The organism is Pseudomonas sp. (genome assembly GCF_028293835.1).
Taxonomy (GTDB): Bacteria; Pseudomonadota; Gammaproteobacteria; order Pseudomonadales; family Pseudomonadaceae; genus Aquipseudomonas.
This window is the reverse complement of record NZ_JAQGNX010000036.1, coordinates 1-25,566: the sequence shown is the minus strand read 5'-3', so window position 1 is coordinate 25,566 and position 25,566 is coordinate 1. Positions and strand designations below refer to the sequence as shown.

At 55.8% G+C, this 25,566-nt stretch carries 30 protein-coding genes; 13 read left to right on the top strand and 17 right to left on the bottom strand.

What is annotated here, in order from left to right; all coding sequences use genetic code 11:
* On the top strand, window positions 1-1,492 hold a 1,492-nt coding region (locus tag JWR17_RS04595), incomplete at its 5' end, for a methyl-accepting chemotaxis protein (protein ID WP_299828751.1).
* Window positions 1,493-1,552: 60 nt separating this feature from the next.
* Here the strand turns inward: JWR17_RS04595 and JWR17_RS04590 are convergent.
* On the bottom strand, window positions 1,553-2,533 hold the full coding sequence (locus JWR17_RS04590; protein WP_299828749.1) for an NAD(P)-dependent oxidoreductase: 981 nt from the start codon (window positions 2,531-2,533) through the stop codon (window positions 1,553-1,555).
* 146 nt (window positions 2,534-2,679) lie between these two features.
* On the opposite strand from JWR17_RS04590, the gene JWR17_RS04585 reads away from it, so the two are divergent.
* Window positions 2,680-3,324 (top strand): LysE family transporter, encoded by a 645-nt coding sequence (locus JWR17_RS04585; RefSeq protein WP_299828747.1) that lies wholly within the window; start codon window positions 2,680-2,682, stop codon window positions 3,322-3,324.
* 12 nt (window positions 3,325-3,336) lie between these two features.
* Here JWR17_RS04585 and JWR17_RS04580 read toward each other — a convergent pair whose 3' ends face one another.
* Window positions 3,337-3,543: a PQQ-dependent sugar dehydrogenase gene (locus tag JWR17_RS04580; protein WP_299828745.1), complete on the bottom strand. Its 207-nt coding sequence runs from the start codon at window positions 3,541-3,543 to the stop codon at window positions 3,337-3,339.
* Between the two features lie 95 nt (window positions 3,544-3,638).
* Window positions 3,639-3,926, bottom strand: a complete 288-nt coding sequence (locus JWR17_RS04575; RefSeq protein ID WP_299828755.1) for a hypothetical protein — start codon at window positions 3,924-3,926, stop codon at window positions 3,639-3,641.
* A 162-nt stretch (window positions 3,927-4,088) separates the two neighbouring features.
* On the opposite strand from JWR17_RS04575, the gene JWR17_RS04570 reads away from it, so the two are divergent.
* Window positions 4,089-5,195, top strand: coding sequence for a DNA alkylation repair protein (locus tag JWR17_RS04570; RefSeq protein WP_299828743.1), 1,107 nt, complete (start codon window positions 4,089-4,091; stop codon window positions 5,193-5,195).
* Between the two features lie 17 nt (window positions 5,196-5,212).
* Here the strand turns inward: JWR17_RS04570 and JWR17_RS04565 are convergent, their stop codons facing one another.
* The gene (locus JWR17_RS04565; protein ID WP_299828741.1) at window positions 5,213-6,391 is read right to left on the bottom strand and encodes an ATP-binding protein; all 1,179 of its coding nucleotides are present in this window, start codon (window positions 6,389-6,391) and stop codon (window positions 5,213-5,215) included.
* A 239-nt stretch (window positions 6,392-6,630) separates the two neighbouring features.
* Here JWR17_RS04565 and JWR17_RS04560 point away from each other — a divergent pair, with 239 nt between their 5' ends.
* The 3 genes from JWR17_RS04560 (at window position 6,631) to JWR17_RS04550 (ending at window position 9,965) form a co-directional block, all read left to right on the top strand.
* Entirely contained in the window at window positions 6,631-7,467 is an 837-nt protein-coding gene (locus JWR17_RS04560) for an AraC family transcriptional regulator (protein WP_299828739.1), read from the top strand.
* A gap of 56 nt (window positions 7,468-7,523) precedes the next feature.
* Window positions 7,524-8,141, top strand: a complete 618-nt coding sequence (locus JWR17_RS04555) for a LysE family translocator (protein WP_299828737.1) — start codon at window positions 7,524-7,526, stop codon at window positions 8,139-8,141.
* Between the two features lie 504 nt (window positions 8,142-8,645).
* A complete protein-coding gene (locus JWR17_RS04550) occupies window positions 8,646-9,965 on the top strand; it encodes a PAS domain-containing methyl-accepting chemotaxis protein (protein ID WP_299828735.1) in 1,320 nt (439 codons plus the stop codon).
* Window positions 9,966-10,056: 91 nt separating this feature from the next.
* Here JWR17_RS04550 and JWR17_RS04545 read toward each other — a convergent pair whose 3' ends face one another.
* The 7 genes from JWR17_RS04545 to JWR17_RS04515 form a co-directional block, all read right to left on the bottom strand.
* Window positions 10,057-10,494 carry a nucleoside deaminase gene (locus JWR17_RS04545; protein WP_299828733.1) on the bottom strand — a complete coding sequence of 146 codons (438 nt, stop codon included), beginning with the start codon at window positions 10,492-10,494 and terminating at the stop codon, window positions 10,057-10,059.
* A 37-nt stretch (window positions 10,495-10,531) separates the two neighbouring features.
* Window positions 10,532-11,035, bottom strand: coding sequence for a hypothetical protein (locus JWR17_RS04540; RefSeq protein WP_299828731.1), 504 nt, complete (start codon window positions 11,033-11,035; stop codon window positions 10,532-10,534).
* Entirely contained in the window at window positions 11,032-11,589 is a 558-nt protein-coding gene (locus JWR17_RS04535; protein WP_299828728.1) for a GNAT family N-acetyltransferase, read from the bottom strand. The genes JWR17_RS04540 and JWR17_RS04535 overlap by 4 nt, the downstream gene beginning before the upstream one ends.
* 108 nt (window positions 11,590-11,697) lie before the next feature.
* Window positions 11,698-12,711, bottom strand: coding sequence for an ABC transporter substrate-binding protein (locus JWR17_RS04530; protein ID WP_299828726.1), 1,014 nt, complete (start codon window positions 12,709-12,711; stop codon window positions 11,698-11,700).
* Complete coding sequence (locus tag JWR17_RS04525) at window positions 12,708-13,295, bottom strand: sigma-70 family RNA polymerase sigma factor (protein ID WP_299828724.1); 588 nt, start codon at window positions 13,293-13,295, stop codon at window positions 12,708-12,710. Before JWR17_RS04525 ends, JWR17_RS04530 begins: the two co-directional genes overlap by 4 nt.
* 161 nt (window positions 13,296-13,456) lie before the next feature.
* Window positions 13,457-14,248: a PhnD/SsuA/transferrin family substrate-binding protein gene (locus JWR17_RS04520; protein WP_299828722.1), complete on the bottom strand. Its 792-nt coding sequence runs from the start codon at window positions 14,246-14,248 to the stop codon at window positions 13,457-13,459.
* A gap of 13 nt (window positions 14,249-14,261) precedes the next feature.
* Window positions 14,262-15,203 (bottom strand): fatty acid desaturase, encoded by a 942-nt coding sequence (locus JWR17_RS04515; protein WP_299828720.1) that lies wholly within the window; start codon window positions 15,201-15,203, stop codon window positions 14,262-14,264.
* Between the two features lie 425 nt (window positions 15,204-15,628).
* Between JWR17_RS04515 and JWR17_RS04510 the strand changes: the two genes are divergently transcribed.
* Window positions 15,629-16,048 carry a GNAT family N-acetyltransferase gene (locus tag JWR17_RS04510; protein ID WP_299828719.1) on the top strand — a complete coding sequence of 140 codons (420 nt, stop codon included), beginning with the start codon at window positions 15,629-15,631 and terminating at the stop codon, window positions 16,046-16,048.
* Window positions 16,049-16,158: 110 nt separating this feature from the next.
* Window positions 16,159-17,022 (top strand): methyltransferase domain-containing protein, encoded by an 864-nt coding sequence (locus tag JWR17_RS04505; protein WP_299828717.1) that lies wholly within the window; start codon window positions 16,159-16,161, stop codon window positions 17,020-17,022.
* Here the strand turns inward: JWR17_RS04505 and def are convergent, their stop codons facing one another.
* From def to JWR17_RS04490, 3 genes are all read right to left on the bottom strand, one after another.
* The gene (gene def, locus JWR17_RS04500) at window positions 17,023-17,562 is read right to left on the bottom strand and encodes a peptide deformylase (RefSeq protein WP_299828715.1); all 540 of its coding nucleotides are present in this window, start codon (window positions 17,560-17,562) and stop codon (window positions 17,023-17,025) included.
* Between the two features lie 46 nt (window positions 17,563-17,608).
* On the bottom strand, window positions 17,609-18,571 hold the full coding sequence (locus tag JWR17_RS04495) for a YihY/virulence factor BrkB family protein (RefSeq protein ID WP_299828714.1): 963 nt from the start codon (window positions 18,569-18,571) through the stop codon (window positions 17,609-17,611).
* A gap of 225 nt (window positions 18,572-18,796) precedes the next feature.
* Entirely contained in the window at window positions 18,797-18,988 is a 192-nt protein-coding gene (locus JWR17_RS04490) for a CsbD family protein (RefSeq protein WP_299828712.1), read from the bottom strand.
* Between the two features lie 257 nt (window positions 18,989-19,245).
* On the opposite strand from JWR17_RS04490, the gene JWR17_RS04485 reads away from it, so the two are divergent.
* Complete coding sequence (locus tag JWR17_RS04485; protein WP_299828710.1) at window positions 19,246-19,626, top strand: hypothetical protein; 381 nt, start codon at window positions 19,246-19,248, stop codon at window positions 19,624-19,626.
* A 415-nt stretch (window positions 19,627-20,041) separates the two neighbouring features.
* Complete coding sequence (locus JWR17_RS04480) at window positions 20,042-20,668, top strand: DsbA family protein (RefSeq protein ID WP_299828707.1); 627 nt, start codon at window positions 20,042-20,044, stop codon at window positions 20,666-20,668.
* 45 nt (window positions 20,669-20,713) lie between these two features.
* On the opposite strand, the gene JWR17_RS04475 is transcribed toward JWR17_RS04480, so the two are convergent.
* Window positions 20,714-21,550, bottom strand: coding sequence for a S1-like domain-containing RNA-binding protein (locus JWR17_RS04475; protein ID WP_299828705.1), 837 nt, complete (start codon window positions 21,548-21,550; stop codon window positions 20,714-20,716).
* Window positions 21,551-21,903: 353 nt separating this feature from the next.
* On the opposite strand from JWR17_RS04475, the gene JWR17_RS04470 reads away from it, so the two are divergent.
* Together JWR17_RS04470 and JWR17_RS04465 are read left to right on the top strand one after the other, a co-directional pair.
* Window positions 21,904-22,083: a hypothetical protein gene (locus JWR17_RS04470; RefSeq protein WP_297833192.1), complete on the top strand. Its 180-nt coding sequence runs from the start codon at window positions 21,904-21,906 to the stop codon at window positions 22,081-22,083.
* Between the two features lie 213 nt (window positions 22,084-22,296).
* On the top strand, window positions 22,297-23,154 hold the full coding sequence (locus JWR17_RS04465) for a DUF6279 family lipoprotein (protein WP_299828703.1): 858 nt from the start codon (window positions 22,297-22,299) through the stop codon (window positions 23,152-23,154).
* A 105-nt stretch (window positions 23,155-23,259) separates the two neighbouring features.
* Here the strand turns inward: JWR17_RS04465 and JWR17_RS04460 are convergent, their stop codons facing one another.
* Window positions 23,260-23,652 carry a transcriptional regulator gene (locus JWR17_RS04460; RefSeq protein WP_299828701.1) on the bottom strand — a complete coding sequence of 131 codons (393 nt, stop codon included), beginning with the start codon at window positions 23,650-23,652 and terminating at the stop codon, window positions 23,260-23,262.
* A 180-nt stretch (window positions 23,653-23,832) separates the two neighbouring features.
* Here JWR17_RS04460 and JWR17_RS04455 point away from each other — a divergent pair, with 180 nt between their 5' ends.
* Window positions 23,833-24,108 (top strand): hypothetical protein, encoded by a 276-nt coding sequence (locus JWR17_RS04455; protein ID WP_299828700.1) that lies wholly within the window; start codon window positions 23,833-23,835, stop codon window positions 24,106-24,108.
* 70 nt (window positions 24,109-24,178) lie between these two features.
* On the opposite strand, the gene JWR17_RS04450 is transcribed toward JWR17_RS04455, so the two are convergent.
* Window positions 24,179-25,528: a DEAD/DEAH box helicase gene (locus tag JWR17_RS04450; protein WP_299828753.1), complete on the bottom strand. Its 1,350-nt coding sequence runs from the start codon at window positions 25,526-25,528 to the stop codon at window positions 24,179-24,181.
* Window positions 25,529-25,566: the final 38 nt, after the last annotated feature.

The window sequence follows — 25,566 nt, the reverse complement described above, 5'->3', positions numbered from 1 at the left end:
TCGCTCACGCTTCGAGGACAGCGCATTTACCCACGGTGAAAATCTTAAGTCGGGGGTACACACCGCATGGGGGGCTGTGCAGATCAAGCGCCACACCGAACTCGAACTGCGTTTCATCGACCCGGCGACTCAGCAACTGCACCCTGGGGTACGCGAAACCATTCGTACCGGTTCGAACCTGTTTGTGGCATACCCCGGCTATGCCGATTACCGACACATTCCGGTGATAGGCAAAGGCATCACGTTTCAGCTGCCCGGTTCAGCAGACCGTTGGGGCATGATGTGCGAGGCGGATCTGGAAGAAGTTTACCGACGTCGGTCGTTGAGCTATGGGCTTATGAAGCCCTACATGGTGACGATGGGTGGCCTGTTCAGTTGCAATTACCTGGTCCAGCATTTTAGCGGCCTGGATCAGACGCAGATTGATGCCGTTCAAGTGCTGAGCATAGTGGTGACTGCCCTGCTGTTTTCCTCCCTCGGGCCAAAACGTCTGGCGGCTCGTCTGAGCGAAATGACCGACGTTATTCGAACGATTGCAGAAGGTGAAGGTAACCTGCGCCAACGCTTGAATACCGACAAGATGGCCAACGACGAAACCGGAGATATGGGCCGCTGGATCAACAGTTTCATCGACCATCTTGATTCAGTCGTTGGCCAGGTCATCCACGCGTCTCAAAGCATGCGCAAAACCAATGAGCTAATGCTCGGCAGTAGCGAAGAGGCCGGTTTTACGTCCCGCGAAGTCACCGAAGCCGTGACGCGCATGATGCTGATCGTCGATGGTCAATTGGGCGAAATCGATCAGGCGTCACTGACGGCCGAACAAATGAAGCGCGCCATGGACGATGTGGTTCAACGCGCTCGTGAACAGTTCGAAGCGGTCCGCGTGGGAACCCAGTCGATCCGCGATGTGGTGGAACGTTCAGCGTCCAGCGTGCAGTCACTGGATAACCGGATGGGGCAAATCAGCAACATCATCGGCTTGATCACTAACATCACTAACCAGACTAATTTGCTCGCACTCAACGCGGCTATCGAAGCGGCCAGGGCCGGTGAGCATGGCCGTGGTTTTGCGGTGGTCGCCGATGAGGTACGCAGCCTTGCGATCCGGACTGCCAGCGCAGCCGATGACATCAAGCACATGGTCGAAGGCTTGCAAAGCGAGACTCAACAAGCGGTGGCGTTTATGGAAAGCGGCGTGCAGGACGTCGACAATCACTTACGCACCACCCAGGACGCCTCTTCGGAAAATGACCAGTTGCATCAAGAAGTGGAAAGCATGATCAACATCATTCAGCAGCTCAGCGACCGAAGCCTGGACTATGGCAAAACCATAAAACGGGTGGACGTAGCCTCGGGCGAAATGCGCGAGACCGTCGTGGTGCTGCAGAACAGCGCGGAAATCGTGCGCCTCAACGCGAACAAACTGCAAAAACTGGTTGGGCAATTCGAGGTCACCCATGGCCAGAAGAAAATAGCGCTGGTGTCCTAGGGGTTTCAAACGGATCAGGCGATTCAAGCGCGCACGACTGACGCGCTTGTAGTCGATCGCTTAATCGCGTTTGGCCCTGCGCTCGGCGACTTGCCCCAGCACTGCCAGGTCCATATGGCCTTCATCATGGGCTTGAGCGTCCAGCAGGCTTTCATGGACCAACTGCGCCATGGGCAATGGCACCGAAACCCGTTCTGCTGCGGCCAGCGCCAGGCCGACGTCTTTAAGGCCCAACGAGGCTTTGAAGGCCGCGGGTTCGTAGCGGCGTTCGGCGATTAACGCGCCGTAGCCCTGATAAACCGGGCCGGGGAAAATACTGTTGGAAATCAACTCGATCAACTGTGCCGACGGGATGCCATAAGCACCCACCAGTACGGCCGCCTCGCCCATTGATTCGATGGCCGAGGCGAGCATGAAGTTAACCGCGAGCTTCATCACGTTGGCACTTGAGGCCTGCTCACCGAGAGGCCATGTCTTGCGCCCAATGAGGTCGAACAGCGGCTGAACGTGCTCGATAGCCGCAGCCGGGCCAGCAGCCAGGATGTTCAAGTTTCCGCTGGCAGCGACGTCCGGACGGCCCATCACTGGCGCGGCGATGTAGGCGACGCCTTGGGCGTGGTGCAGTGTCGCGAGTTCTTCGGCGAAAGCCACCGCGATGGTCGACATGTTGACGTGAATCAACGGCGCCTTGAGGCGTTGCAGCAGGCCTGATTCCAACAACACCGAACGCAACGCCTGATCGTCGGCAAGCATACTGAACACGATCTCGACGTCGAACGCTTGCTGCGGATCAGCCGCCGCCTTCGCCCCCAGCTCCAGCATTTTTTGCACAGGCTCTGGTGAGCGGTTCCAGACCACAAGTTCATGGCCGCCTTTCAACAGGTTATTGGCCATGGCCTGGCCCATGTTACCGAGTCCGACAAATCCGATTTTCATGTGGATCCTCTCCTGTAAATTTAACTCATTGATAATTATTAATATTCCAATAGACCTGTAGGAGCCAACGTGTTGGCGAAGATCCCCTACGGGGGCACTGGACATCGCCTCGCCAACAAGTCGGCTCCTACAGATATGGGAAATAGAGGGGCTTTGAGTGTATTAATCACCTATCGCTTAAATTCGGTCACGTCGGGTTTGACCCTGCCGTGTAGATTAAACTCCCCGGCGACCTTTCAAGGAATATTGGTATGACCCTTTCGCTGCTGTTGGCTGTTCTTGCCTCAGGCTTTATTTACGGCATCACGCCTGGTCCCGGTGTATTGGCGGTGTTCGGCATCGGCGCGGCTCAGGGACGGCGAGCGGGCGCGGCATTTCTCAGCGGGCATTTATTAGGTGATGTGGTCTGGTGCAGTACCGCGCTGGTCGCGATTGTCGGTGCTCGGGTTATTGGCAGTACCGCGTTCGATGTGCTCGGGGTGTTAAGCGGGTTATACCTGTTTTGGCTCGGCATGCGTGCCATTGGCGCCAAACGCAGCAACGGCGATCAGCCCCAGGGCGTGGCCCGTCAGCCGTTTTGGCACGGCGTGACCTTCGGTTTGACCAACCCCAAGGCGTACCCCGTGGCGGTGGCGACCTTTACCGCACTGATCTCCAGCCGTGCCGAGCTGCTGGACTGGTCGATGCTGCCGGCGATGATTCTGCTCAGTTTCATCGGCGGTATCGCGGCCTACGCCATCGTCGTCGCGATAGTTGGCGCACGCCATGTGCGCGCGCTGTACGTGCGTCATGAGCTGGCGATTACCCGTGTGTGCGGCGTGATGTTCATCGGCTTTGCGATAAACGCCCTAGTGCATGCAGTGCCGGGTCTACTGCCAAAGTTCCCGGCGCGTTGATAGTGGTGGGGTTTATTCCAGACCCACCTTCAACAACGCTCCGTCTTGCTCATCGGTCAGCACTTGCAGATTACCGGGCCGCTCGGTGACCAGCATGCCTTGTCGATGGGGCAAGAACGCTAACGCCCACGGATGATCCAGGCCTTTGACCACTTGTTCGACGCTGAACGGCCCCAGTTCGCTGTCGAGCTTCTGCACCGGGCCGGCAGACGCCCTCATCGAGAGCCCAAGCAAGGCGCCGGTGCAGACGCATGCGACCAGGGTGTTACGGAGTAAAAAACCGCTGAGCGAAAAGTGCGCTGCATGAGTCATTCCTATCGGTTGAGTTCACTGTCGGAATTAGTCGAAGGCGCGGGTAATGCTGGCTGGCGATTCTGATTGCCGTTGCCAATGCCACCGTTTTCCAGGGTTGGCGGCCGAGGATTGGTCTGTGGGTTGGTCGGTAGGTTGCTGCGGTTCGATGGAATACTGGACTCGGTGCCCTGTCGGCTATTAGGGTTAGCGCGGCGAATAGGGCTGTTGTACGGATTGTTGTTGAACGTGTTGTTGCGGTTAGGGGTGCCGCTCGGGGCGTTAGCGCCGGCGTGAGCGAGGCTGGCCATGCCTAGGCCCAACACCGCGCTCAGCATCAAGGTTGCAGTGCATTGCTTAACACTTTTCATCACCTACCTTCTGTTTGTTCAAACGGTAACGACACATCTTTGATAACAATTGCCGCGTGAAGTTGCGGCAGCCCGCAGGTCCACCTCGAGAATGACTGCTTCATGAGTGATCAAACAGTGCAAGCCGCCCCGGCGCTGAAGGAAATTTTCAACCCGGCGCGCCTGCAGCATATCGCCGAAGAAACCGCTGCGGTGTATCCACCCTTTGACGTTGCAGCGTTCCTGCAGCGTAGCTGCGAAGGTCTGGACGCGCTGTCGGTGATGCAGCGTCTGAACCGCGTCAGCCAGTGCCTGCACGCGGGTCTGCCGGCCGATTACCCCCACGCGCTGGAAATACTGAAGCAACTGGCACCGCGTTTGAACAGCGGTTTTGTCAGCATGGTGTTACCCGAGTACATCGCTTTGTACGGCCAGGAAGACTTCGAGCGTTCCATGGCGGCGCTGACTTATTTCACCGGGTTTGGCTCGTCAGAATTCGCCATTCGGCACTTCTTGCGCCTGGACTTTAAGCGCGCATTGAAATTGATGCAAAAAATGTCCGAGGACCCGGACGAACACATTCGACGCTTGGCCAGTGAAGGCAGCCGACCGCGCCTGCCATGGTCGTTTCGCCTTGAAACATTGACCGTTGACCCGTCGCCGGTGCTGCCGATTCTTGACAATCTAAAGGCTGATGACAGCCCATATGTACGCAAGTCGGTGGCTAACCACCTGAACGACATCACCAAAGACAACCCCGACTGGGTACTTGACCTAATCGAAAGCTGGTCGCTCGAAGACCCACGAACGGCCTGGATTGCGCGACACGCGTTACGTTCGCTGATAAAAAAAGGGGACCGCCGCGCGCTGACCATTATGGGCGCCGGGGCCAAGGCCCAAGCGCGGGTCGAAGCGCTGAGTATCTCACCACAAGCGGTACGTCTGGGGGATCGGGTCAACCTGTCTTTTCAACTGCACTCCACTGGTCATGACGATCAGCGCCTGATCATCGATTACGCCATTCACTATGTGAAGAAGTCCGGCGGCACCTCAGCCAAGGTGTTTAAGCTGAAGACCCTGGCCCTGGGTGCGGGTGAGTCGGTAACCGTGACCCGAGAACAGCAAATGCGCAACTTCACGACTCGGGTGCATTACGCGGGCAAACATGCGTTAGACATTTTGATCAATGGTGAATGCCTGGCCAGCACTTGGTTCGACCTATCAGAGTGACTGCTCCGAGTGAATCTTCAGGCCAGTTGCAGCCTGAAGGTAAACGTCGTGCCCTCTGCATCTGACGAGACCACACCCAGTTCACCGCCGTGGGCCTGGGCGATTTGCTTGGCGATGTACAAACCGAGCCCCAACCCCGCTTGCGGCATGTCGGTAATGACCCGGGAATAAGGCCGAAACAACTGCGCAGCGACTTGAGCCGAAATGGCCGGCCCCTGGTTGGTTACACTGAGGAAGAATTCACCCCGTTCGATGGTCGCCCGAATCTCTACCGACCCATCGCGAGCGCCGTGTGCGATGGCGTTGGCGACCAGGTTGGAGAGCAACTGCGCCAAGCGTGCACGGTCACAACGAATACCGTCCAGACCGCAAATGCTCGCGTTAATCACACGCGATGGATGAACCCGTTGCACCTCGGCGATAACGTGCCTGAGCGCTGCTTCGAGGTCGGTATCATCATCAAGGTTCAGCGGTATACCGTTGCCCAACCGTCCACGTGCAAAATCCAGCACATCGTCGACCAAACTCGATGCACGCTTCCCTGCCGTCAAAATATGCTGCACCACCGGAGTCAGGCTTTCATTGCGGGTTCGCCGTAACAACAACTCAGCGCTGGCAGAAATGGCGAACAACGGATTGCGCAGGTCATGTCCCAGCACCGCAATGAATTGCTCCCGCAGCTCGGCGATTTCCCGGGCTTCCAGCAGTTCGGCCTGGGTCTGTTGCAACGCTTCTTCTGACTCGATCTGAACCGCCAGCAAGCGGGCGAATGAATTCATCATGGTTTCGATCGGCGTGCCTGTCAGCTGCGCAGGCTTGGGGTCCAGCGCACAAATGGTCCCGAAAAAACTGCCATTGGTTCGAAACACCGGCACGGCGATATAACTTTCGAAGCCATAAATACGCGGCGTATGGTGGTCGCGATAGAGAGCGTCCTGGCTGACATGATCAATGATCACTGGGTCATGAGAAGCGCGGATCTCGTGACACAAGGTCGTAGTCAGGTCCAGCTCGCCGCCAGGCTCCAGGCCAAAATTCAACCGGTCCAATACCGCACACGCCGTCCAGGAGCTTTCAGTAACCCGTGCCACCGCCGCGAAGCCCATGCCGGTGGTTTCGCAGATCACTTGCAGAATGGCAGGCACTGCGCTGATTCGTCCGACCATGGCCACATCTGCTGCTATTGATTGCTTCATACTCTTTTCATGCTCTGTTCCTGACCCGGCCCGGTGTGAAATCCCAGCCGCCTATTTATGCGGCATGAACCGGTAGTGGGTGGTTGACCACATTTTTTCAGTAAGTGCACAATTGTTCCAGACACACCACTTGACTGCGTTGTAGCTTGTCGTTCATGCGCCCTAAAGAGGGTCTGTGAAGAGTGGCGCGCTCCTAAAGGGGAAATGGCGGATTCTGAAATATTGGAGGGCAACTGCCCATGAAGCCGGGTAACTGGATCGATTTGAAGCAGGACAGCGAGTCCGGAATCGAGACCATTCGTGCTCATTTTGAGGGGCATGCCTATGACCCACACTGGCACGACAGTTACTTGGTCGGGGTTACCGAACAAGGCGTGCAGCAATTCAATTGCCGACGCCAACGGCACCTGAGCACACCGGGCCGGGTGTTTCTGCTGGAGCCCGGCGAAGTTCATGACGGCGATGCGCCTGCAGCAGAAGGATTCACCTACCGAACGCTTTATCTTGATCCGCAGTGGCTGGAGCGTGAATTGCGCTCGTTATTTGAAGACATTCCTGAGCGCAGTCAGCTGAGTTTCGCCGCAACCCTGGCAGACGATCCACGCCTGGCCATCGCCACTGCACAGGCCTTTCAAAGTCTGCATGGCCAAGAGCTGCGCATCATCCGCCAGACCGCCCTCGATACCCTGCTTGGCCATCTGACCAGCCATTTACGCTGGCGCGCGCAGCTGTCGCCTGACCCGCGCCTGCCGTGGGTAGCGCATAAGGCTCGCGAGTATTTGCACAGCCACATGGTCCACGACATCGGTTTGGACGACCTGGCCCGGGTCACCGGCGTTGATCGCTTCCGCCTGACCCGAGCCTTCAAAGCCGCGTTCGGCCTGGCGCCTCACGCTTACCTGATCCAACTGCGCCTGGCCAAAGCCCGGCGTTCACTCGCGGCCGGTCAGTCGCCGGCAGACGTCGCCGCAGCACTCGGTTTTGCCGACCAAAGCCACCTGGGGCGCTGGTTTCAACGGGCCTACCGCATGACCCCGGCGGACTATCGCAGGCGCTGCTCAAATCTTCCAGACTAAAGCCACACCCACGGTGATGATCGAGTCACGATCAATCCTCATTGCCGAGTTGTCCCATGAATCCTTTTTTGCCGTTCATGCTGTTTGCCTTCGTCGCCTCCATTACCCCTGGCCCCACCAACATTCTGGTTTTAACCAATAGCTCACGGCACGGCGTGCTCGCGGTATTGCCCATTATAGTGGGAGCGTGCGCGGGTGCCGCACTGCTCGTGCTAGTGGTAGGAATGGGTTTGGGGGATGTACTGGGGCGATACCACACGGTGCAAACCGCCATGTCATGGACCGGCATCGCATGGTTAACGTATTTGGCGTGGCAGATTTTCTGCAGCCCCGCCACCGCCATTGAACCGCAGGATGCAGCGCTGTCTGGCCGCAAAACCGGCCCGAGCCTTGGTTTGCTCGGCGGTGCCAGCCTGCAACTGGTTAACCCCAAGACATGGATGATGGCGCTGGCTGTGGTCAGTGTCTTTGCAGGCACCGACGCTGATCGGACGGTGCGCGTGATCTACCTGTCGCTGGCGTTTTTTCTGATTTCTATTCCGTGCATGAGTGCTTGGGCCTGGCTGGGCGCCAGTGCCGCCAAGTTCTGCAAATCAGCCAGCAGCATGCAGCGTTTTAACCAGGTCATGGCGCTGTTATTGCTGGCCTCCACCTGGTTGACGCTGCTGGTTTAACCCTTGCCAGGCGTAGCCGCGAACCGAGCGGTCAACGTTTAAGCGTGCCGCTGCCCCGCCCATCGACAGTGTGAATCGAATACAAAATCGCGCGGAGGTCCTGTGGGCGGGCCTTTTTTGCGCTTCGGCGTTCCGACGTTGCTTTGCCGAAGCCCCGCAAATGACATTCCTGTTAATTGTTAACTATTCGCCTGAATGGTCACGCCGCAGCCTTGCATCCGCTACTTGTTTGTCTATGATGTGATAAACACGTGCCCTGCGGATGGGAAAAATTTGTAATCGTTAAACCGCATCAATTTATGAGGCTTGAATATGGATGCTCAAGTGCCTGTGCGCGTTATTGCCCCTTACTACTCCAGCCTTTCAGAAGACCCATAAATCTTCTGCTCGTCATTAAAGCTGCCTGCCTTTGACCATCCGTCAATCTGCCACGAAGTTTAAGCAGAATCAGCAGAGCCATTTTTTTATTTGCCCGAACGAACCCATTATCCAGGTGGTAGTTATATGTTCAATTCTCAACGTAAAGCAGACAGAGCAGAACTTGAACGTTCTACCGCGGCCTTGCGCGAAGCAAAAGCCAAGGTGCAGGCGATCAGTCGGTCCATGGCAATGATTGAATTCAGCCTGGACGGCATCATCATCGATGCCAATGATAATTTCTGTAAAACCATGGGCTATTCCCTCGAGGAAATCCTTGGCAAACATCACCGCATTTTTTGCGAGAAAGAGTTTTACAACAGCGAAGCCTACAGCAAGATGTGGCGTGATTTGGCCCGGGGTGAGCCATTGAGCGAAACCTTCTCACGCCTGGACAAAACCGGTCGGGAGGTCTGGCTAGAGGCCAGTTACATGCCGGTCATCGACGGAGACAAGACCGTATCGAGCGTGATCAAGGTCGCCTCGGACGTGACCAGCGCCATTCACAAAGAGCACGAAAACCAGAGCATGATCGATGCCATCAGCCGCTCGATGGCGATGGTCGAATTTACCCCGGACGGCCGGGTGATCACTGCCAACGAAAACTTTCTTGACACCATGCATTACAAACTCAATGAGATTACAGGACAGCACCACAGTATGTTTTGCCATCGGCACGATGCCGAGTCTCCGGCTTATAAGGCGTTCTGGGCATCATTAAACCGTGGGGAATACCATTCCCATCGATTTGAGCGTGTTGATAAACAGGGGCATACCGTTTTTTTGGAGGCCTCATATAACCCACTTTTCGACGCTAAGGGCCGGTTATATAAAGTAGTCAAGTTTGCCAGTGATATCACGCAACAAGTTAAGGTGCAGCAGAGCGCGGCGAAAACAGCTCACGATACGTCGGTTCAAACTGACGCCAGTGCGCAGAAGGGTTCGGCCGTCGTGCAGCAAACCGTGCAGGTTATTGAGGAAATCTCCAACGACCTCAATCAGGCCGCCCGCAGCCTTGATGCCGTCAACAAACAGTCGGAAATCATCGGCAGCATCGTGCAGACCATTCGTGGTATTGCCGATCAGACCAACCTGCTGGCATTGAACGCGGCCATCGAAGCCGCTCGCGCCGGGGAACACGGCCGAGGTTTCGCGGTGGTAGCTGACGAAGTTCGCAGCCTGGCCGCACGTACCAGCAAAGCGACAGTGGAGATAGTTGACGTGGTGCGCCAAAACAATGAACTGGCCCGTAGCGCGGTGGCCAGCATGCAATCAAGCCTCAACCGAACCGAGGTTGGCGTGGGGCTGGCCAACGAGGCGGGCCAGGTTATTTTGGAAATTCAACAAGGCTCGCGACACGTGGTCGACGCCATCAGTCAGTTCAACTCAACCTTGCAGTTGAACTGACAAATCACAAGGAGCCAACTTGTTGGCGAGACTTTAATGCCTCGCCAACAAGTTGGTTCCTACAGGGCATGTGAGACATCCGAGATTCGGTTTATTCGCCGATGTCTTCGTTCCACAGCTCGGGTTTGTCAGCGATGAAGTCGCGCATCAATTCGATGCACCTGTGGTTCTGCACGACGTCGACTTCTACGCCCCGTGAGCGCAGCAGTTCTTCGTCGCCCATGAACGTTTGGTTTTCACCCACCACAATCTTTGGAATACCGTACAAAAGGATCGCACCGCTGCACATTGAGCACGGTGACAGAGTGGTGTACAGCACCGACTCTTTGTAGGTTTGCGCTGACTGGCGGCCGGCGTTTTCCAACGCATCCATTTCGCCGTGCTTGATAGCACTGCCCTCTTGCACTCGCCGGTTATGGCCTCGGCCGATGATCTGACCGTTGTGGACGATCACCGATCCAATGGGAATACCGCCCTCGACCAACCCCAGTTGGGCTTCGTCTATCGCCGCTTGCATGAATGGGTCCATGGAAACTCCTGAGGCTTAGTGGCTTACCGCTATTGGCTTATTGGCTCAATTTGGCCTGAGCATTGAGCAGAACTTTTTCGACGAAGGTTTTAAGCATTTCAGCCGATTTGGCTTTCATGCTCATGCCGACGTCTCTCTGTTTTGCCTGAAACTTGTTGGCCAGTTCGGCGGGAACGTTGCCCTCGTTCAAACTGCGCATCTCACTGGGGCTGAACGATTCGGCGTAGGCCGCCGCAAGGTTGTGATTCCATTGTTCCTGGTACGTCGGTTGCAGGCGTTGCAGCTCATCTTGCACAAGGCTTTGCCCTTGCACCTTGCCTACCTTCTGCACGATCGTGGCAAATGTAACGGAGCGGGAAGCCACTTGAAAACCGATCCACGCCAAGCTGTCACCCAGATGGTGTTGCTCAACGAACATCAGTGCAGCGTCATCGCTTTCGGCGGCCACGGCGCTGAGCGGAATATTCAGCAGCAACATGGCCAGCGCCATAAACGTCGCGTTGATTACCCTGAGCACTCCGGTGTAGCGGCCACCTGTCATCTCGCCTCCCCTGCCTTAGCCTTGATTGCAGCCCAGCTTTGCCGAGTCATGCGGTAGACCTTCACCCCGCGCCGGTGGTATTGGCTATGTATGAACGTGTTGAAGCCTAGCTTCTCGATGACGTTTACCGAGGCGATATTTTCCGGTTCGACGATAGCGATCAATGAATCGACGCCCAGCGTGCCAAACGCGCAATCCCGGGTGGCTTTTGCAGCCTCGGTGGCCAGGCCTTTTCCCCAATAATCCCGCGCCAGGCGATAGCCGATTTCAACTTCTTCGACGCCTTCAACAGGTTCTGCGTTCAGCCCACAGAACCCAATAAAGGACGAAGTGGCCTTGTCGATGACTGCCCATGGGCCGAAGTCGTTGGCCTGGTAGGAAAATACGCAGCCAGCGACGAATTCCCGGGTTTCCTTTTCGGTCATCACCCCGCCGACCGAGTGGCGCATGACCTGCACATCACCCAAAATCGCTGCGAGTGCTGGCACATCCTCGGCTTTCAGCTCGCGAATCAACAGCCTCTCGGTGTGTAGCTGAAATCCTGTCCTGCCCATCTGCGCCTCGCTTTACAAGCCTGAGATGGATTTACGCATAACAGCCAGAGACATGCGAGCGCTGGGCGCATACCGGCGGCGGATCTGAACTGCGCCAACGAGTGGTTCCTACAGGCTGCCTTTGACCTTGGTTGCGACCTCGGCCGGTACCCAGGCAGTCCAGACTTCCGGGTGGTCACGCAGGAACGATTGCGCGACGGCGTGGGGTTCCAGGCGTTTTTCGCTCATCTGACCCAACGTCTGGTTGAGCAGATCAATCGGCAGGTCAACTTTCTGGAAGAACGCAACGAGGTCAGGGTATTTCCCATGGAACGGTGCAGAGACGCCAATCGCCAAATGAGCAGGCAGTGAGCGGGTGCCCTTTGGATTAGGGTTGTTGGCGTCGGACAAGGTTTTCCAGGCTTCAGCATCGAACGGCGGTTCGTCGAGCTTTACCAGTTTGAAACGACCGAGCAGCGGCGTGGGCGACCAATAATAGAACAGCACCGGCTTGCCGCGACGGATCGACGAGTTGATTTCGGCGTCCAGGGCTGCGCCAGAACCGGTGCGAAAGTTGACGAAACTGTCGGTCAGGCCATACGCCTTGAGCTTTTGAGTGTTGACGATTTCCGAGGTCCAGCCGGTGGGACTGTTCAGGAAGCGCCCTTGTTTCGGTGATTCCGGATCGCGGAACACATCTTTATATTTCGGCAGATCCGACACCGACTTCAAGTCCGGAGCGACGGCTTTGATGCCGCGTTCGGCGTCGCCTTTGATCACGTATTCTGGCACCCACCAGCCTTCTGTGGCGCCTTTGACGGTATCGCCGAGGCCAAATACCTTGCCTTCGCTTTCAGCTTTGATCCAGGCCGGACTGCGGCCAGCCCACTCTTCGCCGATAACCTGAACATCATCCTTGGCCAGCGCCGCTTCCAGGCTGACCGTGCTGCCTGGCAACGTGTCGGTCGGATAGCCATAACCCTTTTCGACAATGGTGCGCAGGATTTCAGTGATCAGGCTGCCACTTTCCCAAGTGATGTCACCGAAATGAATGGGGGCCGCTTTTTCAGCCGCAAACACTGGCTGCGCGAGTATCCCCAGCGCCAATACCGTGCTGCCCAGCAGGTGTTTTATCGAGGTCATGATGGTCTCTTGGTCATTGGAGGTGCAGTGGTTATCGGGATGCGCCTTGCGCCGATGGCTCCATTACCAGCCCTAAGCAGCGGTGGCGCCTTCAAACAGCGGCTAAAAGCCGTGTTTATGTAATCGCTGACCGATCTTTGGCAAATGCCCAATTCGTTGGCAATCTGCGGGTGGGTCAGACCATTGATTTGTGACAACAGGAAAGTCGCTTTGACCTTGCTTGGCAGACGGTCGAGCGCTGCGTCGACGGCCTGAAGGGCTTCGATCACTTGTGCACGATTCTCAGGGGAATGGCTGTGCAGTTCAAGGTCGTCGGGCAAGCCGTTGAGATAATGTCGTTCCAGGTCACGTCTTCGCCAAAATTGGTACAGCAGGCGATGGGCGATAGTGGTCAATAACGCCCTGGGCTCTCTGATCGGCGCCAGATTGGGCGAGGCCAGTAGTTGGGCGAAGGTTTCCGAGGCAATGTCTTCAACACTGGCGGGCGAGTCAAGGTGGCGCATTAGCCTGCGGCACAGCCACTCATAATGACGATGAAACAGACCAGCCACATAGTCGCTATGGGATAGAGAGGTGCCGGACATGGTGGCTCCATGGAGGTGAGGTGCTGCCTATGTCCGGTGTTCCGGTGGGGTCATCCTAGCAAGCCGGTTTATGCTTTAATAATATTTAAAAGGCATTTTTATATTCTTTAATTTTATAAAAAACCTTTTCGCCAACGTGTTGGCGAAGCGGTTCATTAACATCAAATCAACACCGGCAACCCCATTGCTTCAGCCTCACACTGGTAGTCCAGCAACACCTGATAATCCTCTTCCCTGGCAGGCATTACCGAACGAATCGCCAGCGTCGCCGCGACTTCGGGCAACTCTTTCAGGGCCTGATTCATCCCATGACGAATGCGCTCAGCGTCATCAGCATCGAGAGAGACAGCACCTATGTAAGGCAAGGTAGGGCTGCTTGCGCTGCGACCGATAATCCGCAGGCCGTAGAGTTCGGCGCTGGCGTCGCGGGCGAGGTAATCATAGGTCACGCTGTCGACGGCAGCCAAATCCCCGCGCCCTTCCCGCAACCAGCGCATGCTTTCACGGTGGCCGCCAGTCAACGAGACCGTGTGGAAAAAGCGCCCGTCACGCTGAAACGGCGCCAGGCGATGACGGAACAGGTTCATCCCGGAGTTGGAATCGCTGTTATTGATCAACCCATGGCTGCCACGAAAGGCTTCCAGCCCGGATCTCGGATCATCTGCACGGGCCAGCAGCAGGCTGCAATGTGAACCGTCAGCGCTGTGGGGAAGACGGTAATCCGGGCGCCCTATCAGTCGCACCTTGCCCCGCAACGCGGTCATCAATGGATAGCCACAGGTCTGGCTCAGCAGCAGATCCGACGACAACCACAACGGCATCAACTCATCATCTGCAGCAGGGTCTCGAGGAATGCCAAGCAACTGCACGATGCGCGTTAGCCACGCTTCATTGGCAGCACGCAGCCGGTCTGGTGCGGTGTACATCAGTAACGCTGCAAAGCCGTGGGTCATGCTCGAATCCGTATCAGGCGTGTGGATGTTGCGGGCTGTCGATGGGGCTCCAACTGTGCCGCCGAAACAGTTCACCATAGCCGCGTACTAAAAAACCACCGCTGCGAGCCAACCACTGTTCCCGGCGAGCCTGGTACACCCGGGGCAAAAAATACCAGGGCAGACCCGGCAAGTCGTGGTGCACCAAATGCAAGTTCAAATGCAAGAACAGCCAACTCCAGACCCACGCGGCTTCGTTGATGACGGTTCGCTGCTCAGGGCGTTCTGCGGGACGGTGCTCATAATAGGAACGGACCATAGACACCGATAACGCTGGCAAGGTAATTAACAGCACGTAATGCCAGACCGGTAGCGCGCTGAAACGTGCGATAAACCAGAACATCAGCAGCGTGAACGCAACATGAGTCAGCCACATCTGCCATGTCGGCAAATCGCCCCTTCGTAACCGGGAAAACACTTCACGAACCAACGCCACCAGGGCCAGCGGCGCGCCACACATCAGCCGTCCGGGCAAGGTTTTATCCAGCCAGCGCAGGCCACGAATCAGGCGTGGGGTGTGTTGCCAATGCTGCCGGCTGAGGTAACGGCTTTCCGGGTCCAGGCCGGGCAGCGTCAAGTCGTCATCGCGGTGATGGGCCAAATGAGTGTCGCGATAAAGTGTGTATGGATACCACAGCGCGAAGGGCGCGTAGCCCAACGCTTTATTTACCCATAACCAGCGGGTTGGATGACCGTGAAGCAGTTCATGCTGCACCGACATCCACAGCACCACCAGGGGAATCATCGCTGCGGTCGTTGGCCACAGACCGAGCCAATGGCTGCTGAGCAACAAGCCAAACCAGCCCGAATAAACCCCTATTAACAAAAGCCAGGTCGGCCATTCCGTATGGCCAGTGAAACTCTGACGCAAGTGCAACACGTCGCGGCGCTGGGCGTCATCAAGGTAATTGGGCATTCAATGCTTCCTGCGTCATGGCTGGATCAGTCAGAAGTGCTGACTTCAATCCTGTTGTGCGATGACGCAGTCAAATCATGTAGACCGATGGGTTATGTCGTTAGAACGGCAGAAACAAAAGCGGAGCCCTGAGAGGCTCCGCACTGCTGAATCATGGTCAAGCATTGAAATCAGCTGTCTTTCTTGGCCTTTTTGTCAGCGCGTTTTTCCACGAGGGTTTTTGCCGGTTTTTTCTTATCGGCTTTCTTTGAATCCATGCCTTTGGCCATGATGCTTACTCCGCTGTTGGGGGATCTGGGCTCAGTTATACACCTAATCGGACGCCATACCGACAGCCAATGCACCACGTTATGATGCACCGCACGCCAAGCGGTCAATCAGGCCGCGCCCTTCTCTGATCTGACGCCGTCGCGCTATCGAGGCTTATGTCTTTAATCCACTTCTGCCTGTTGCCCGAAGCAAGTAAACCCTTGCTGAACAAGTTTTATAAAAGCCATCAATCGCCCATGCGGTCTGCCATGGATTCACAGCTTTGGGTGGCGAAGCAGCAGGAAATTGTCGGCGCACTGTGCTTGCGAGCTATCTCCGGCGGACATTGGCTGACTGGATTGTTCGTTGCGCCGCCGTTGCGAGGGCAAGGCATCGCCAGCGACTTGATCCGGAAATCCGTGACACAGGTTGCGGGCCCGGTCTGGTTGTTCTGTCATCCCGAACTATCAGGCTTCTATCAGCGCGCCGGGTTCGAGCAGACGACGGCATTGTCACAGGCCATGGCGGAGCGCTTCGCACGCTATGGCAGAAGCAAACCTTTGATCGCCATGATTAGGCTAGACGGTCAGCCATAGAACCGTTGGTTAGGCGCACTGCGGAAAAAAGTCTGGTCGCGGTCGTAAATCTGCGTGGTAGCCTTCCGGTCAGTGGGCCTGAATCGGGCCAAAAAACGACAAGGATTGGTATGAAACTCCAGCTTATCGCTTGCTCCGTCGCAGTACTGTTTGGGACTGCCCAAGTCCAGGCTGCCGGGGTGATCGCCCCAGCGTCCACGGTCACCGACGCGCAGTTTGCAAACGTGCTGTCGGGACCTTGGCGCGCACCGGAAAATAGCGTCCGCGATCAATATCGGCATCCACAGCAAACCCTGCAGTTCTTCGGCTTGCGCGCCAATCAAACATTAATTGAGATTACTCCCGGCAACGGCTGGTACAGCGAACTCCTGGCGCCGTTGCTTAAGGACAAAGGTCATTACATTGCCGCTGTGCAGTCCAAAGCCACTGGCGATAATGCCCGCAAGGCCGCAGACCGGTTGGCACAGAAGTTTGCTGCCGACCCCGCCCACTACGGTAAAACGCAAATCGTCGAGTTTGACCCACAGACACCGGTATTCGGTAAACCCGCCTCCGCTGACGCCGTTCTGACGTTCCGTAACGTGCACAACTGGGTCATGGAAGACGACGCACCGGCCATGTTTAAAGGCTTTTACAACGTATTGAAGAAAGGTGGCACCTTGGGCGTAGTCGACCATCGGGCCAAAGACGGCGCTTCGGAAGAGTCAATCAAGAACAGCGGTTACCTGCCTACGGCTTACGTCGTAAAACTGGCCACCGAGGCGGGATTCGTGCTTGCCGGCAGTAGCGAAATCAACGCCAATCCAAAGGACACCAAGGATTACCCGCAAGGTGTCTGGACCTTGCCGCCAACCTTGACCACAGGCGATCAAAACCGCGAAAAGTATTTGGCTATTGGCGAATCAGATCGCATGACCCTGCGCTTCATCAAGCCAGCTCATCCAACAAAAGCAGTGAGCAAGGCCAAGTCATAATTACTCGTCGGCGTTAGGGTCCATGTCCGGGAATAACACGTCCATGTAGCCGAATTTACTGAAGTCAGTGATTCGCGACGGATACAACCGGCCAATCAAGTGATCGCATTCATGCTGCACCACGCGCGCGTGAAAACCGTGCGCGGTGCGCTGAATGGAGAGTCCGTCGGGATCAAATCCTTCGTAACGAATGTGCTCATAGCGGTCCACCACGCCCCGTAAACCCGGCACCGACAAGCATCCTTCCCAACCTTCTTCCATGCCTGGATTAAGCGGCGTAATCAACGGATTGAGCAAGATGGTCTGCGGCACGGCTTCAGCTTCCGGGTAGCGTTCGCTGTGTTCGAAGCCAAAGATCACCAGTTGAAGGTCGACGCCAATTTGTGGGGCTGCCAGGCCGACACCGCCCACGCTGTCCATGGTTTCGAACATGTCGTCAATCAATGCCTTGAGTTCGGGCGTACCGAACATTGATTCAGGCACTGGCGGTGCAATGCGCAGCAAGCGCTCGTCACCCATTTTCAGAATTTCGCGAATCATACAAACCCTTGTCCGTTAGACGATGGTTAATCGTGCCACATCCGGCCTACGATTCGTCAGCCCGTGCAGCGACGGGCACCGAATCTTTATGGCCCAGCCCCGAATGGTGTTTGGTCGACTGCGGATTTTGACCACCGTCACCGACTTGCTTCTCGCCGGGATTCTTGCCCTCTGTATGCATGTGTTCGATGACGGCGTTCATTTCTGCGCCGAGCAGCAGCACTGCGGCCGAAATATAGAAGTACAGTAACAGCACAATGATCGCGCCGATGCTGCCGTACATGGCGTTGTAGTCGGAAAAGGTTTTGACGTAATAACCGAAACCCAGCGACGCGATGATCCAGACCACTACCGCCAACACAGAACCGGCGGTGATGAAGCGAAACTCTTGCTTAACGTCGGGCATGACGAAATACATCAAGGCAACGGCCACCATCATCAACACAATGATCACCGGCCAACGCAGGATGGTCCATAACGTCACGATGAAATCTTGCATGCCAATCTGACCGGCCAGCCAGCTCATGACTTGCGGCCCGGTGACCATCAGCGCCGCGGCAGCGAGCAGCATCCCGGCGATGCCGACGGTGTAGAGAATCGACAGCGGAAGGCGCTTCCAGATCGGCCGGCCCTCGGGCACATCGTAGGCGGCGTTCATGGCACTCATCATCAATCGCACACCCGCCGAGGCGGTCCATAGCGCGATGACGATACCGATCGACAACAGCCCACCTTTGGACTGTTGCAATTGGTCAATAACCGGGTTGACTTGATCCAGCGCCTGGGGCGGCAGTACCAGTTCCGATTGCAGTCGCAGCCAGGAAAAGAAGTCTGGCAGGTGTAAAAAGCCAATCAACGCGATCAAAAACAACAGGAAAGGGAACAGCGAAAACAGCATTTGATACGCCAATGCCGACGCATAGGTCGACATTTCGTCATCTAGAAATTCGTTGACGGTCCGGACAAGGACCTTGCGCATTGAAAGCTGGCCTAACTTCGGAAAAATCATGGTGTCTCCTTACGACTCAATCAAGCTGACTTCGCTATTGATCAGGCAACGCTTCAGTTTCAAGCCTGCACGTTCGAGGGCTGGCGTTTTACCTTAACGTAGCCTAGTTGGCGACCGTAAAGAGGTATCAAATTCCGTCAGCGTGCCCTGCTGACGGACTACTGCTTATAAAGCAACGGCCATACTAGATGGCCGTTGGGTAAAACGTTAAGCCAATTGATCGGCTCAAGCTTTGTCGACACCTTTCTTCACCGTATCTTTCGCTTTGCCTACGGCTTGTTGGGTATCGCCTTTTACCTCTTGGGCTTTACCTTCGGCTCTGAGCTTCGAATTGTCAGTGGCTTTGCCTACGCCTTGCTTGACGTTACCGGCTGCCTCATTGGCCATACCTTTGACTTTGTCGCCAGTGCTACTCATGGTGATTCTCCTGAACCGAAAAAGTAGGTGTCGTACGCTCGACATACGATTGACGCCCCCCTTTGCGCAGAGTTTCATAAAATTTCTACCGAGATGTACCATTCGTCGCGCCATCGAACGTTGGACAGATGAGCTCATTTGGACGTCCTTTGCAGGTTTAACTTTAAGTTTGCGCAACAACCCCCGAGAATGCTCGACGCAGTCAGGCTGTGGTCGTCAATGCCACCGCGCTGAACACACAGATCCACAGGAACGTTATGAAACTCGATAAAAAGCTGGCCATCGCCCGCAGAAACCAGGAACTCGGCGGTGCCATACTCGGCACCAACAACAGCCATTTCACCGCGCTAAACGCCAACAAAAACATCTGGTGGTTTGACTTGCCTATGGGCCGTCTGCAAATAGGTCAGTACGAGTGGGTGCATCTGCTATTGCACACCCCAAGCACGGATCAGTTGCTGCACTTGAAAGTGCCGACAGTCTTTTTGCGCGATCACATGGAAGGCCTGGTAATCCGCAATAAAGACAAGCGCAACTGCACCGTCAGCCTGGAGCTCAGCGCCGACAAGGACTCATTCTTGAAAGACGTTCGTCCGGATGGCGCCAACGTGCAATTCTCGGCGTTCCTGCAGAAGTAGTCCGCACGCCACTCCCTCCGTAGGAGGTCGCCCTTCGTCCCAGACGCCTCGCTGTCGCGCAAACCCGAATCTGAAGGAGCTGCCGAAGGCTGCGATAGGCCGGGGCCGCAGGCGACCGGCAGCCCCTTCAGCGGTATAACGAGGGCGACCGGTTCCCGGTCGAATCGCAGCCTTCGCAGCTCCTACAGATTATTCTTAAGTCAATAAGTTATGCGTTGTATACCAGCAGCGTGCTGACGTAGGCGGTGAGGTATTTTTTCATCGAGACCCTGCTGAAGGTTTGCGCCAACCGATACGGGGAAGTGTCCCGCAGAACCGAGTAGACCTGCCTGCGACCTGATTTGATCCTCCGAACGGTAGGACTTTTCCGCTGATAAAGCAGTCAGTGATAGGTAGCAGTCATGGAGAATTGGATATGAACAGTGATAGTCAATTGAAAGTCGACATCTGGAGCGACTACGTGTGCCCATTCTGTTACTTGCAGTTGTCGATTTTCGAACAGCTGCAGCGGGAGTACGGGACCCGAATCACTGTCCAGTGGCATGCCTTTGAACTAAGACCTGAACCCCTTGCCACACTGGATCCCGGTGCCGACTACTTACGCGCCAGTTGGTTGCGAGAGGTGTATCCAATGGCGGAAAAACGCAACGTACTCATGAAGTTGCCGCCGGTTCAACCGCGCAGCCGCGCCGTGCTGGAAGCGGCCGCTTTTGCCAAAGCCCAGGGCAAGTTCGATGAGTTTCATATAGAGGCGTTTCGTTCGTTCTTCGAGTTTGGCCGCGATATCGGTGATATTTCAGAGTTGTTGGACTTGGGCAGCCGCGCCGGTCTGGACCGGCAAGCGCTGAGTAGCGCCCTGTCCAATCACCATTACACCGAGCAGATAGTGGCCGATGAAGGATTGGCAAACGAGCTGGGATTAAGGGGCGTGCCGGCCTTCCTGATACGTCGGGCGGATCAACCGTTAAGCGAAGCTACCGTGTTAAACGGAGCGATGAGCATCGGCCCGTTCAAACGAGAAATCGACAGATTGTGCATATGACCGAGCGCTATAGGGAGGCGGCAAACCGGCTCCCCGTTAGCAGCGTTACACCAGGTCGATACGGTCTGAGTGGATAACGATTAGACCCTGCTTATACAGAGCGCCAATGGCTTTTTTGAAGTTACCCTTGCTGACACCGAACAAACCGCTGATCACTTGCGGATCGCTTTTGTCGCTGACGGGAAGCGTGCCGTTATTGTCACGCAACTTGGCCAATATCTTCGAGTTCAAGCTCCCCGCGGCTTCTTCTCCTACCGGCTGCAGGCTGAGGCTGATATTACCGTCGGCGCGAATTTCTTTAATGAAGCCTTTTTCTTCTTTGCCGGGGCGCAGAAACTTGAACACTTCATTCTTGTGAATCAAGCCCCAGTGCTTGTTATTGATAATGGCCTTGAAGCCCATATCGGTTGCTTCAGCCACTAGCAAATTGACTTCCTGGCCGACGCTGTAGTTAGCCGGGGTTTTGTCCAGGTAGCGATCCAGCCGAGCAGTCGCTGTGATGCGTCGAGTGTGCTTGTCGAGATAAACGTGAACAACGACGTATTCACCGGCCTGCATCGTGCGCTTCTCTTCGGAGTAAGGCAGCAGCAGATCCTTGGACAGGCCCCAATCGAGGAAAATGCCGATGCTGTTCACCTCGAGCACTTTCAAGCTGGCAAACTCACCGACTTGTACTTTTGGCTTTTCAGTGGTGGCAATCAGTTTGTCATCACTGTCCAGGTAAACGAAGACGTTGAGCCAGTCTTCATCTTCGCTGGGAATATCCTTTGGAATATAGCGATTAGGCAGCAGAATCTCGCCGTCCTGAGCGCCGTCCAGATATAAGCCGAAGTTAGTGTGTTTTACCACTTGCAAGCTGTTGTAGCGCCCGACTAAAGCCATTTCCAAATACCCTCATTACGTGGGCGGCATTCTACCCGACTTTGCAGATTGTGTTCATGGCGCTGGCAAATTCAAGGATTTACTGAAGATTTCCGCTACCGCCAGATCATGAATACTGACCCCGCTCGTCAGGTCGGCCAAGGGTTTTTTCGACCTCCTCACCTTACCTGTTTCGTCATTTTAAAAATAACTCTCCTGCGAAAACAATCGGTTAGCCGTGGGCCACAGCCTTTATCAGCGTGCAAACAGCCCAGAGAGCCTATGCTGTTTTAGGGCTATATTTCCCAAGCAATTGTCAAGCAATTCATATACAATTGCTGGCCGTATTAAATTTATATAGGTCCTTGGCAGCCATGCGTGTAAAAGCATCCAATTCGAAACCAAAGGCAGCTCCAGCCGTTGAGACCAGCGAGTCGATCAACGCACAAATAGCAGCTTTCTTGAAAACCGGCGGTGAGATCCAGCAGATCGCCAAAGGCGTCAGCGGCCAAACCTTCGGCCCGTCCAAGCAAATCACCCTCGGCAAAAAATAATTTCCCCCGCTTCAGCTGTCGATCTCTATGCGCTTTGTATTCAAGGCGCTAGGGCCATCGATTCCCCTTAGTACGAACTCATCATTGCGATAAATCCATAGCTGCCCAAGCCCAGCGCATTGCTTGCGGTTTGATTGCGCCTGACCACAAAGCCCCTACCCTAACAGCACGATTCGTTCTATAAGGGCGTCTGGTTCTCAGGAAAGTCTGTCAATGCGCAAGTCGATCATGCTTTTGATGGCGGCATTTCTATTGATGTCTGGATGTACGCGTTTAGGGTTGGCCTACCGCCACCTTGACGTGATTATTCCGTGGTCGGTGAACGATTACCTGGGCATGAGCTCGACGCAAAAGCGCTGGCTAGACGACCGCCTCAAAGAACAGCTGACCTGGCATTGCACGACCCAGGTGCCGAGCTACCTCACTTGGCTTGACCGCTTGCAGCACATGGTCGAAACCAATCAGGTGACCGAGCCTGAACTTAAAGCCCGTGCCGCTGAAGGCAAACTGGCCATTGAACAGATATCCAAACAAGTCACGCCGACGGCGGTGGAACTGCTCAGTCAGTTGGACGACAAGCAAGTACAGACAATGCAAGAGGCGTTCGCTAAAGACTTGCGCGAGCATCAAGAAGAATATGTAGATCCGCCGCTGGACAAGCAGATCAGTGACCGTACCCAGCGCCTGGAAAAGCGCCTCGACCCCTGGATCGGCGCTTTGAACCCGGCGCAGCATAAACGGGTTGCAGATTGGTCGGTGGCACTGGGCGAACAGAATCGACTGTGGATCGAAAACCGCGCCCATTGGCAGGGGTTATTCATCGCCGCCGTGCAGCAGCGTAAAGCGCCAGACTTCCCGCAGCGGATCTCGCCGTTGTTGCAGGACCGGGGCAGTTTTTGGACACCACAATATCGCCAGGCGTATGAGCAGACAGAGCAGGCCGCGATTCGTTTATTCGTGGATTTGATGGCCGACAGTACACCTAAGCAACGCCAACGCCTGATCAAAAAAATAGGCGATGTCAGAGAAGATTTTGCCGATTTGAGTTGCCTGAAGACCGCGCCGAAATAACGGAGTTTCTGTAAAGAGCCAGCGTGTTGGCGAGGCTTCGTACCTGACACACGCCGTCTCACGCCTTTCGCCAACGAGTTGGCTCCTACAGATTTATGCACGGCTTTACGCAATCTGCGCTTTTGACGCCACGTTATCAAATGTATCCGGGTCCAGCGCGTCGGCCTGTTCGTCCAGCACTTGGCGTGGATGGTCGTTACCGGGAATGCTGCTGTCGAGCAATGCCAACAGGCTGGCTCCGCGCAAGGTCAGACTGAAATTATTGCCAGTGCTGCCGTCGTCTTTAGACCGGGGTTCGATGAACCCACGCTTAAGCAGCAGCGCTTCGTAATCTGCCGCCGTCGTCTTGAGTTCATCCAGATCGCCAATCGGTGAACCTTCCGCTGCCAGGGCCGCAGCATGTTGCTCGGCGTAGGCGCGCGGGGCAAAACTTTTGCCGGCACCGTTTTGCACTTCATGCAACAGGCGTTCGATAAGACCCCAATTATATTCCGTCATGATTTTTCATCTCCAGCCAACATGAGTAATGCCCGCGACCATCGCCGCCGGGTTGGGCTACACCTATTTGTGACCGGCTCCAGCCGCCACCGTTCAGCACTGGCGACCCTCACGGGCGCTGAACTTTTGCCCGACCGAACCCCTCAATCTGATAGGTATTCATCAGAAAGGAGGCAGAACATGAAGATCCTGCTTAGCATCACTACCGCCCTTGCACTGCTGTCGGCTATGCCAGCGTGGGCCTGCACCCCTGAAGAAGCCGAGGCCAAACGCACGCAACTGGCCGAGGAGATCCACAAGCTCACCCAGCAGAACCCCGAAAAAGCCAAAGAGATGAACCAGCAGCTACAGGACATGAACCTGGACACCGCCAGTAAGGACTTGCCAGACAAGTGCCAACTGATCGATCAACGGCTCAAAGATATGGATTCCGCCGCGAGCAAGGCCAACGGTTGACTAACTACGGACATAAAAAAACCGGCGCAGGGTATGCGCCGGTTTATTAGTTGCTTCGTAACGCGAAGCGCTATTCAGCAGCCGGCGCTTCAGGTTTACGCTTCTTCAGCGGAGCCTTACCGTCCGCACTGACCAGCGACAATGCGTCAGTCTTCGGCCGGTTAGTGATTTTGCGTTTAGTCGGCGCCTTGGCGCTGCCCTTTTTGTCAGTCTTTTTGTCGCCGGTCTTGGTCTTCTTCTTCACGCCAACCGCTTTGCCCGACGCCTTGACCTTCTTCGGCCCACCGTAGGTGCCTTTGACTTCCTTGATAGTGCGGCGCTCGAAGCTCTGCTTCAGGTAGCGCTCGACGCTGGACATCAGGTTCCAGTCGCCGTGGCAGATCAGCGAGATGGCCAGACCTTCGCCACCGGCACGACCGGTACGGCCGATGCGGTGGACATAGTCGTCGCCGCTGCGTGGCATGTCGAAGTTGATGACCATGTCTAGACCTTCAACATCCAGACCACGGGCCGCCACGTCGGTGGCGACGAGGATCTTGACGCCGCCCTGCTTCAGACGATCGATGGCCAGCTTGCGGTCTTTCTGGTCCTTGTCGCCGTGCAACACGAACGCTTTGTATTCCAACGCAACCAGGCGGCCGTACAAACGGTCAGCCATGGCCCTGGTGTTGGTGAAGATAATCGCTTTTTGATACGTCTCGTTGGCCAGCAGCCAATGAACGATTTTTTCTTTGTGGCTGTTGTGGTCAGCGGTAATGATTTGCTGGCGGGTGCCCGCTGCCAGCTCGCTGACGCTGTTGACCTGCAAATGCTGTGGATCGGTCAACACTCGACCAATCATTTCCCGCAGCCCTGCGCCGCCGGTGGTCGCGGAGAACAACAGGGTTTGCTGACGATTCTTGCACTCGCCAGCCAGGCGTTCGACGTCTTCGGCGAAACCCATATCGAGCATGCGGTCGGCTTCATCGAGAATCAGCAGTTCGACCTGGGACAGGTCCAGATTGCCAGCATTGAGCTGCTCCAGCAGACGACCAGGCGTACCGATCAAAATGTCTGGAACCTTGCGCAACATGGCGGCCTGGACTTTAAAGTCTTCGCCGCCGGTGATCAGGCCGGATTTGATAAAGGTGAACTGAGCGAAACGCTCGACTTCCTTGAGGGTTTGCTGCGCCAGCTCACGGGTTGGCAGCAGGATCACGGCGCGGATGTCGACGCGAACCTTGGCCGGGCCCATCAGGCGATTAAGCATTGGCAACACAAAGGCTGCGGTTTTGCCGCTACCGGTTTGCGCAGTCACCCGCAGGTCACGCCCTTCCAGTGCCAGCGGAATAGCCGCTGCTTGCACAGGCGTAGGCTCGACAAAATTAAGCTCGGCCACGGCTTTAAGCAGGCGTTCGTGCAGGGCGAATTGGGAAAACACGGGTGTTACCTCGACGAAAAACAAAAAAACGTCGCATA

What these genes read in the sequence shown, in the direction of transcription:
- JWR17_RS04525 (WP_299828724.1), bottom strand. Translation starts at nt 13,295, where the DNA reads ATGTCCGGCACCTCTCTATCCCATAGCGACTATGTGGCTGGTCTGTTT.
- JWR17_RS04510 (WP_299828719.1), top strand. Translation starts at nt 15,629, where the DNA reads ATGTCTTTAATCCACTTCTGCCTGTTGCCCGAAGCAAGTAAACCCTTG.
- JWR17_RS04590 (WP_299828749.1), bottom strand. Translation starts at nt 2,533, where the DNA reads ATGTCCAGTGCCCCCGTAGGGGATCTTCGCCAACACGTTGGCTCCTAC.
- JWR17_RS04535 (WP_299828728.1), bottom strand. Translation starts at nt 11,589, where the DNA reads ATGGGCAGGACAGGATTTCAGCTACACACCGAGAGGCTGTTGATTCGC.
- JWR17_RS04560 (WP_299828739.1), top strand. Translation starts at nt 6,631, where the DNA reads ATGAAGCCGGGTAACTGGATCGATTTGAAGCAGGACAGCGAGTCCGGA.
- JWR17_RS04485 (WP_299828710.1), top strand. Translation starts at nt 19,246, where the DNA reads ATGAAACTCGATAAAAAGCTGGCCATCGCCCGCAGAAACCAGGAACTC.
- JWR17_RS04530 (WP_299828726.1), bottom strand. Translation starts at nt 12,711, where the DNA reads ATGACCTCGATAAAACACCTGCTGGGCAGCACGGTATTGGCGCTGGGG.
- JWR17_RS04565 (WP_299828741.1), bottom strand. Translation starts at nt 6,391, where the DNA reads ATGAAGCAATCAATAGCAGCAGATGTGGCCATGGTCGGACGAATCAGC.
- def (WP_299828715.1), bottom strand. Translation starts at nt 17,562, where the DNA reads ATGATTCGCGAAATTCTGAAAATGGGTGACGAGCGCTTGCTGCGCATT.
- JWR17_RS04495 (WP_299828714.1), bottom strand. Translation starts at nt 18,571, where the DNA reads ATGATTTTTCCGAAGTTAGGCCAGCTTTCAATGCGCAAGGTCCTTGTC.
- JWR17_RS04545 (WP_299828733.1), bottom strand. Translation starts at nt 10,494, where the DNA reads ATGGACCCATTCATGCAAGCGGCGATAGACGAAGCCCAACTGGGGTTG.
- JWR17_RS04580 (WP_299828745.1), bottom strand. Translation starts at nt 3,543, where the DNA reads ATGAGGGCGTCTGCCGGCCCGGTGCAGAAGCTCGACAGCGAACTGGGG.
- JWR17_RS04585 (WP_299828747.1), top strand. Translation starts at nt 2,680, where the DNA reads ATGACCCTTTCGCTGCTGTTGGCTGTTCTTGCCTCAGGCTTTATTTAC.
- JWR17_RS04475 (WP_299828705.1), bottom strand. Translation starts at nt 21,550, where the DNA reads ATGGCTTTAGTCGGGCGCTACAACAGCTTGCAAGTGGTAAAACACACT.
- JWR17_RS04465 (WP_299828703.1), top strand. Translation starts at nt 22,297, where the DNA reads ATGCGCAAGTCGATCATGCTTTTGATGGCGGCATTTCTATTGATGTCT.
- JWR17_RS04515 (WP_299828720.1), bottom strand. Translation starts at nt 15,203, where the DNA reads ATGCCCAATTACCTTGATGACGCCCAGCGCCGCGACGTGTTGCACTTG.
- JWR17_RS04520 (WP_299828722.1), bottom strand. Translation starts at nt 14,248, where the DNA reads ATGACCCACGGCTTTGCAGCGTTACTGATGTACACCGCACCAGACCGG.
- JWR17_RS04570 (WP_299828743.1), top strand. Translation starts at nt 4,089, where the DNA reads ATGAGTGATCAAACAGTGCAAGCCGCCCCGGCGCTGAAGGAAATTTTC.
- JWR17_RS04540 (WP_299828731.1), bottom strand. Translation starts at nt 11,035, where the DNA reads ATGACAGGTGGCCGCTACACCGGAGTGCTCAGGGTAATCAACGCGACG.
- JWR17_RS04490 (WP_299828712.1), bottom strand. Translation starts at nt 18,988, where the DNA reads ATGAGTAGCACTGGCGACAAAGTCAAAGGTATGGCCAATGAGGCAGCC.
- JWR17_RS04505 (WP_299828717.1), top strand. Translation starts at nt 16,159, where the DNA reads ATGAAACTCCAGCTTATCGCTTGCTCCGTCGCAGTACTGTTTGGGACT.
- JWR17_RS04555 (WP_299828737.1), top strand. Translation starts at nt 7,524, where the DNA reads ATGAATCCTTTTTTGCCGTTCATGCTGTTTGCCTTCGTCGCCTCCATT.
- JWR17_RS04455 (WP_299828700.1), top strand. Translation starts at nt 23,833, where the DNA reads ATGAAGATCCTGCTTAGCATCACTACCGCCCTTGCACTGCTGTCGGCT.
- JWR17_RS04575 (WP_299828755.1), bottom strand. Translation starts at nt 3,926, where the DNA reads ATGGCCAGCCTCGCTCACGCCGGCGCTAACGCCCCGAGCGGCACCCCT.
- JWR17_RS04480 (WP_299828707.1), top strand. Translation starts at nt 20,042, where the DNA reads ATGAACAGTGATAGTCAATTGAAAGTCGACATCTGGAGCGACTACGTG.
- JWR17_RS04470 (WP_297833192.1), top strand. Translation starts at nt 21,904, where the DNA reads ATGCGTGTAAAAGCATCCAATTCGAAACCAAAGGCAGCTCCAGCCGTT.
- JWR17_RS04550 (WP_299828735.1), top strand. Translation starts at nt 8,646, where the DNA reads ATGTTCAATTCTCAACGTAAAGCAGACAGAGCAGAACTTGAACGTTCT.
- JWR17_RS04460 (WP_299828701.1), bottom strand. Translation starts at nt 23,652, where the DNA reads ATGACGGAATATAATTGGGGTCTTATCGAACGCCTGTTGCATGAAGTG.